This window comes from Candidatus Symbiopectobacterium sp. NZEC135 (assembly GCF_025962695.1).
In genome coordinates, this window is sequence record NZ_JAGFPF010001386.1 from 1 (window position 1) to 567 (window position 567).

The window sequence follows — 567 nt, forward strand, 5'->3', positions numbered from 1 at the left end:
TGTGCCGGTCAAGCAGCGTATTCCCGTCAATCTGTACTATTTGACGGCCTGGGTGGCTGACGACGGCAAACCCCAGTTCCGCACAGATATTTACAATTATGATGATACGGTAAAACGCGGGGCGGGCATCCTGGGCAAAGCAGGGCAACTGCTCCAGTAACCGCTGATATTCTGGGACGTTAGCGCCGTCACAGGGTTTACACCGGCGCGGAGGATCTACGCGATCCTCCGCATACCCTGTCGTAAAGCGGGTTGACTCAACTGCACTGCACGGTTATGGTGCCAAACGGCGCGTTTCTTGTCGCCGTTATGTTCATCTTTTAAGCCGGGGCACACTTCATGGAATTCATCGATCATCATCGCCGCAGATGGCTGGCGCTGGGCGGAGTCGCGTTGGGGGCTGCCATGCTGCCGGGTCAGGCGTTTGCCACGCTATCAACCCCGCGTCCGCGCATTCTCACGCTGGCAAACCTCAATACGGGCGAGTACCTCAAAACTGAATTCTTCGATGGTCGCCGTTACAACAAAGATGAATTGTCCCGTCTGAACCACTTCTTCCGTGGTTAC

The 567-nt window shown here is 55.7% G+C and carries 1 protein-coding gene; it reads left to right on the plus strand.

Going from position 1 to position 567, the window contains the following annotated elements:
• Positions 1-339: 339 nt before the first annotated feature.
• On the plus strand, positions 340-567 hold a 228-nt coding region (locus J5224_RS34400; protein WP_264629314.1), incomplete at its 3' end, for a DUF882 domain-containing protein.